This window comes from Okeania sp. SIO2B3 (assembly GCF_010672525.1).
In the GTDB taxonomy this organism is placed as follows: domain Bacteria; phylum Cyanobacteriota; class Cyanobacteriia; order Cyanobacteriales; family Microcoleaceae; genus Okeania.
The window spans coordinates 1-4964 of the sequence record NZ_JAAHGH010000202.1 but is presented as its reverse complement, the minus strand read 5'-3'; the positions used below and the strand labels follow the sequence as shown (position 1 = coordinate 4964).

At 36.7% G+C, this 4964-nt stretch carries 8 protein-coding genes; 7 read left to right on the top strand and 1 reads right to left on the bottom strand.

The genetic code is table 11. From position 1 onward, the window contains the following. The first annotated feature begins 110 nt into the window (after window positions 1–110). The 7 genes from F6K15_RS37400 to F6K15_RS37370 all read left to right on the top strand — a co-directional run bounded on the left by F6K15_RS37400 (window position 111) and on the right by F6K15_RS37370 (window position 4522). Complete coding sequence (locus F6K15_RS37400; RefSeq protein WP_293071096.1) at window positions 111–767, top strand: hypothetical protein; 657 nt, start codon at window positions 111–113, stop codon at window positions 765–767. After that, window positions 767–964 (top strand): hypothetical protein, encoded by a 198-nt coding sequence (locus tag F6K15_RS37395; protein ID WP_293071095.1) that lies wholly within the window; start codon window positions 767–769, stop codon window positions 962–964. Before F6K15_RS37400 ends, F6K15_RS37395 begins: the two co-directional genes overlap by 1 nt. Beyond that, window positions 961–1500 (top strand): hypothetical protein, encoded by a 540-nt coding sequence (locus tag F6K15_RS37390; RefSeq protein ID WP_293071094.1) that lies wholly within the window; start codon window positions 961–963, stop codon window positions 1498–1500. The genes F6K15_RS37395 and F6K15_RS37390 overlap by 4 nt, the downstream gene beginning before the upstream one ends. 18 nt (window positions 1501–1518) lie before the next feature. Then, the gene (locus F6K15_RS37385) at window positions 1519–1734 is read left to right on the top strand and encodes a hypothetical protein (protein ID WP_293070773.1); all 216 of its coding nucleotides are present in this window, start codon (window positions 1519–1521) and stop codon (window positions 1732–1734) included. Between the two features lie 40 nt (window positions 1735–1774). Further along, window positions 1775–3850: a hypothetical protein gene (locus F6K15_RS37380; protein ID WP_293071092.1), complete on the top strand. Its 2076-nt coding sequence runs from the start codon at window positions 1775–1777 to the stop codon at window positions 3848–3850. Further along, window positions 3850–3990 carry a hypothetical protein gene (locus F6K15_RS37375; protein WP_293071090.1) on the top strand — a complete coding sequence of 47 codons (141 nt, stop codon included), beginning with the start codon at window positions 3850–3852 and terminating at the stop codon, window positions 3988–3990. Before F6K15_RS37380 ends, F6K15_RS37375 begins: the two co-directional genes overlap by 1 nt. A gap of 124 nt (window positions 3991–4114) precedes the next feature. Continuing rightward, a complete protein-coding gene (locus F6K15_RS37370) occupies window positions 4115–4522 on the top strand; it encodes a hypothetical protein (protein WP_293071088.1) in 408 nt (135 codons plus the stop codon). A gap of 87 nt (window positions 4523–4609) precedes the next feature. Here the strand turns inward: F6K15_RS37370 and F6K15_RS37365 are convergent, their stop codons facing one another. After that, complete coding sequence (locus tag F6K15_RS37365) at window positions 4610–4822, bottom strand: hypothetical protein (protein WP_293071087.1); 213 nt, start codon at window positions 4820–4822, stop codon at window positions 4610–4612. Between the last annotated feature and the right edge of the window lie 142 nt (window positions 4823–4964).

The following is a 4964-nucleotide window of genomic DNA, read 5'->3' as shown; positions in this document are numbered from 1 at the left end:
GCGTATTAATTGCCTACGTTCCCAAACAGTTGCTTAGGTTCCTTGTACTTCCGTTTTTTAGTGTCTATATTTCAATTATAGACATCAAACAGACAAGGAGAGACAAACTGATGTACACATCTAAAATTCCTATTAGCTATGGGTTACAGGGAAATGAAGAAAAGTATGGAGACAATGTGATAGATTTCCATATAGACGACGAAGTAGAAGGACAGACAGACATACCTGCTACTGAAACAGTTCGGTACACTCTTGAACAATTAGCTCAGGAACTAAGTATTTCTACCAAAACTATCTACCGTGCTGGCACTGGCTACTATCCCCGGATTTGTGAATGTTGGTACTGGTTAACAGAAGGATTCAAGGTTGGTGAAAGGTATACCCCTCTGGCCTTGGAGAAAATGCAAGAGCTACAAGAGGCGATCGCTCTCAAGCTCCCAGATGGTACTAAAAATCCAGGCAAGATGCAGTACGAGGATTTCAAGCAGCAAGTATGGGCTTCCTATTCTCAATCTGAGCCAGTAGCTAATATTGTTCCCGCACCTAAATACGATTCTTCTAGAGCCACAGCTAATATGGCTCAAATATTCAGAATTAAGAATGAAGCAAGCAATGTCGGGAATGCGATCGACCAACTTACCAGTTCTCTAGAGTCTTTTTATGGGCAAGTAGGGACAGAAATGTCGGCGCGTTGTGGAGCTGCGCTGGTGGGTAATTTCAATGATGGGATGGCACAAATATTAGAGCAACTAGGTCACACTTCATAATGATTGCAGAAGTTACAAAGATATGCGTGTCTATTTTTGTGGGTTTTGTGGGAGCGATAGCTTATTATGAATATTCTGATAATGCCTATTTTTCTGAGTTTCAGAAGTTACAGCAACAATATTCTAACTGCAGAAACCAACAGCAAAAACAGTTTCGTTTGGTTGAAAAATTTTACAAGGAGTATAAGAAAAAATGACCTATACTTTAGGTTCTTCGTTACAGCCTAAGTTTTCATCTGCTCGTCAAAAGCTTACTAGCGTTAGCTTTGATGGGACTGAGTCAATCACACAGCATGATTACGATCTTCAGAAGCAGCACAAAGAAGGTCAAATGCGCTCTCTTGATTTGCAGATTATGGATAATAACCTGCTGGCTAAATCCTGGGATGTGGCAGCTTCTGGTGAGAAAGTTAAGCAAAGGCAAATTAACTACAACATTGAGTCAACTAACACTGATATTGCTGATGTTAAGCAGCTAATTGCAGATGTTGGTTATGAGCAAGAGCAAACTCGCCTTTCTTTAACTCAGGAAAAGCATTCTCAACTTCAGGATAGGTTGATGTTTGAGCAAGCGTCTTCTGTGCAAGAAAGAGAGATGATGACAATCCAGGGTAACACTCGGCATTTGCAGATAGAGGAGTCTAGGTTAAATCTTACTCAGCTACAGGCAGGTCTTAAATCTCGCTATGCTGCTGATTTTGAAGTGTTGGATGGGATATTTATTGAGTCGTAGTTGCAGGAGTTTTTTTGAATGAGTAAAAGTTCTAAAAAAGGGGTTTTCCAGCGTCAGGTCAAGAAAGTGATTGGCATTGTTAATGATGGCGATAATTTTGGTCAGCAGGTGGGCATTGTTAATCTAAGCAGCCTTCCCGTTGCTTCTAACTCTGATGCTAGTTCTCAATCGGTTGTTGGTATATCTGGCAATGGTAAGAATTATGGTGAGCAAGTTGATTTCGTAGATATTTAATTTTTTAGGGGAGTAATTCTCCCCTTTTTTCTTTTTGCTTATGAAGTTCAAAATTGCAGTGGCAGGGATTATTGTTTCTACAGGAATATTTGTTTTTTCGTCAATGAATGTTTACCTGGAGAAAAAGATTAAGGTAGTATTGTTAGGTAGCTCTTTTTTGGGAATTATAGTCAGTACTTTTACCCTGGCAAATACTCTTAATTCCTCTCAAGAAAAAATCGATAAAATTTCAAAAGATGCTGAATTTGAATTAGCAAATTTACAGCAACAGAATGATGATTTAGTAAATTCTCTACAAAATAAAATTGTTGAAGCTACTCAAGAAAAGGATATTAAAATATCTGACTTAACTCAAAAACTGGATGAGTTAACTCGTGAATTAAAAGCCTGTGATGTTCGTGTAGAGAATGCTTCGATAGAAATTGCTAATAGGTATGAAGCTGAAATAGTAGTTATCAAACAACAATTAAATGATAAGTTTACCACTGAATTAAATCAGGCGCTCGCTGTATCTGATGAACTCAGAAATCAGTTAGACTTATCTCAGCATAAACTAGAGCAGTTTTATATTAGAGAAAATAATATAATCTCTGAAGAAAGAAGATTAGAAGATATCAAGAAACAGTTGAATTTATACAAAGAACAACTGAAAATAAATCAAGAGAAATCAGCCTTGGAAGTAGAAAAAGCTTTATTGGCAGAAAAAGATAAATTTGATGAGTTAGTAAGAACTAATGAGCTTTACAAGCATCAACTTTTAAAATATCAAGATGCACTAAACTCTCTACAATCTGAGAATACTAATTTAAAGAATAGTAGTAAGCTAAGAATTGCCCATGGTGCAAGTTACGAAGCTTATCTCTCTCAAATAATTCAGAATACTTATTTAGAGAACGAAATTAACGTTTCCTTTGCTGAGTTTAATCGCTATGGAGATACTTTAGCTTTTAAGTTTTATCTAGTAGATTCTACCAAGGCTTCTAAAGCTTTAAAGATTAATCATTCCTTGGAATTATCAACAGGCAAATTTTGTAATACTGAGATAAAAGGAGGGTACTTATTAGTCAAAACAGAGAATGAAAAATCTAGAGATGTTAACCCAATTGTTGTCAGTTCTGGTACCGCTAAAAAGCGTGATACTTGTTGGTTAGATGATACCTTTGTTAAATCTCACCACGACTTAATTATTGGCGCAACTGGTAGGGGCAAATCTACTTTAGTAGATAATATTGCTGCTTTAGCTAATATTCATTTTGGAGGTAATGCAGAAATCTTTGTAATTGACCCCAAATATCCTTATACAGAATGGAAGTTTGCAGGTAAAAAATTCAAACCACAATACAAGGGTTTAAATGCTATTAATGAGGATTTTCGTACCAGTTTTGATGGTCTTCAAGATATGGTAAACTCTCTACAAAATAGATTAGATGCTGCAACTATTGCTGCGGAGAATGGAGATGAATTACCAGAAATAAAACCTCAAATCTGGGTAGTAGATGAATCTTTAATGCTGAGAGAGTATGATAAAGAATTACATAGCAAAGCTATTAAATTATTATCTACAGTTGGTCGGGCTTTAAAAATAAGAATTATTTTATTGACTCAAGAATCAAATGTTAATACAAACGGGTTAACTGTCAGTGGTTCTTTTAATTTTACTAGATATTATTTAGGCGATTCTGCCAAGGTTCCTAGTGTGATTAATCGGGAGATAAAATCAGCTACAGAGAAAAATGAAATAGTAGCTAAAACTTCAGATTTAATCGAACGGGGTGAGAAGTATTTTGGGCTGATTTGTCCCGGTGAAGAGAAGGCGTTTGTGGAGGTTTTGCCTCCTCCCGGATTCTACGCCGAACAGCAAAATCCTCCTTTGGAGGATGAGTCTGAAATTGTTTCAGGACAATTAACAGAGCAGCTTAATCCTCCCGAACCGCCAAAGGTCGAAATGGAGGATAACCGCCGAAATATTGCTAATAACAATTGCCCTAAATGTGGAGGAAAAAACCTCCTAAAAAATGGTGTGCGCTCCTTAAAAAGTGGTAAAGTACAGCGGTATAAATGTGGGGATTGTGGTAAACAATTCTCTGTAAAAATGTCAAGCTTAATTAGTGTCTAGTGGTTAAGATTCTGAAAGTTATTGTTGATATTGAAGAAAACTATTTTTTTGCTCAGGCTTTGGCTGCCATTGAAAAAATATCAAGCGGTTGCAACTTAGATATTGGTGATGTTAATAGCCTCGTTAATGCTGCTTCATAAGCTGCCTTAAATTGTGATTCTATTATTCCTTTGGAGTCGGGTAATGGTAAAAAAGAAACCTTGGAAAATATTAAATCTCTTAAAAAAATTGTCGCTAATCTTTATTAGAATTATTTCAATATTTTTGCTTTGGTTATCAAAGTCAATAATTTACTTGCTGGAAGGGCCAAACCTTCAAGTACTAAAAGTAGATTATCACGCTTATATCCAGTCTCCACAGTGGAAAGCAAAAGGAAAAATATTCAAGAAAAAAGTAGGCGATCGCTGCCAAGTTTTTCCTTGGATACAATTAACAACCTACGCGATTCATCATTGTACTTATAAGAATTTAGGTGATGAAAAGTGGAATATTGATTGTATAGTTTTATCGAAAACTGCTCATGCTATCGTGCATAGTTGGTTGGCTGGTAGTGTTTATCCGATTGGAGTTTCTGAGCAAGAAAAAAAAGGTAGTAAATATCCTAATTTATTTCAAAGAGCTTTTCATCTGTATGCTCGTTTAATCGGCTTGCTTTTGTATATCTTGAGGTAGGATTTATTCTAGTCCGAATCCTACCTGAACTCTGATTATTAAATCTACAGAAAAATTAGCTGAAGCTGATGAGAGTCCCTATAAAAATTAACAGGACTTAAGATTGTTGGCAATACGACGTGCTTCTAGGTGATCGACGTTGAGAAAATCTGCAAAACGTCCTTCAGTAATTAGACCAAGGTCGAGTGCTTCAATGGCCAGATGTTGATAATGAACGGGTGTTATATCAGTCCGTTGGGGAATTGCTTCTAAACCTAGTTCTTCTTGTACCTTTCTTACTTTTAAGCCACGGTCTCGCAATCGTTCCCAAGTTCCGGCGTAGATCGAAGGTTCGTGTCACCAGGTGCAACGTTGTAAAGTTTTGTAAAGAAAACGTATCCGCGTGTTGGCAACTGCCTGAGCGCAAACAACTACACAATTGCACTACCTAGAAACATTCCAA

Bases quoted from the DNA above. Each gene is read 5' to 3' on its own strand.
- F6K15_RS37400 (WP_293071096.1), top strand. From the start codon at position 111: ATGTACACATCTAAAATTCCTATTAGCTATGGGTTACAGGGAAATGAA.
- F6K15_RS37395 (WP_293071095.1), top strand. From the start codon at position 767: ATGATTGCAGAAGTTACAAAGATATGCGTGTCTATTTTTGTGGGTTTT.
- F6K15_RS37390 (WP_293071094.1), top strand. From the start codon at position 961: ATGACCTATACTTTAGGTTCTTCGTTACAGCCTAAGTTTTCATCTGCT.
- F6K15_RS37385 (WP_293070773.1), top strand. From the start codon at position 1,519: ATGAGTAAAAGTTCTAAAAAAGGGGTTTTCCAGCGTCAGGTCAAGAAA.
- F6K15_RS37380 (WP_293071092.1), top strand. From the start codon at position 1,775: ATGAAGTTCAAAATTGCAGTGGCAGGGATTATTGTTTCTACAGGAATA.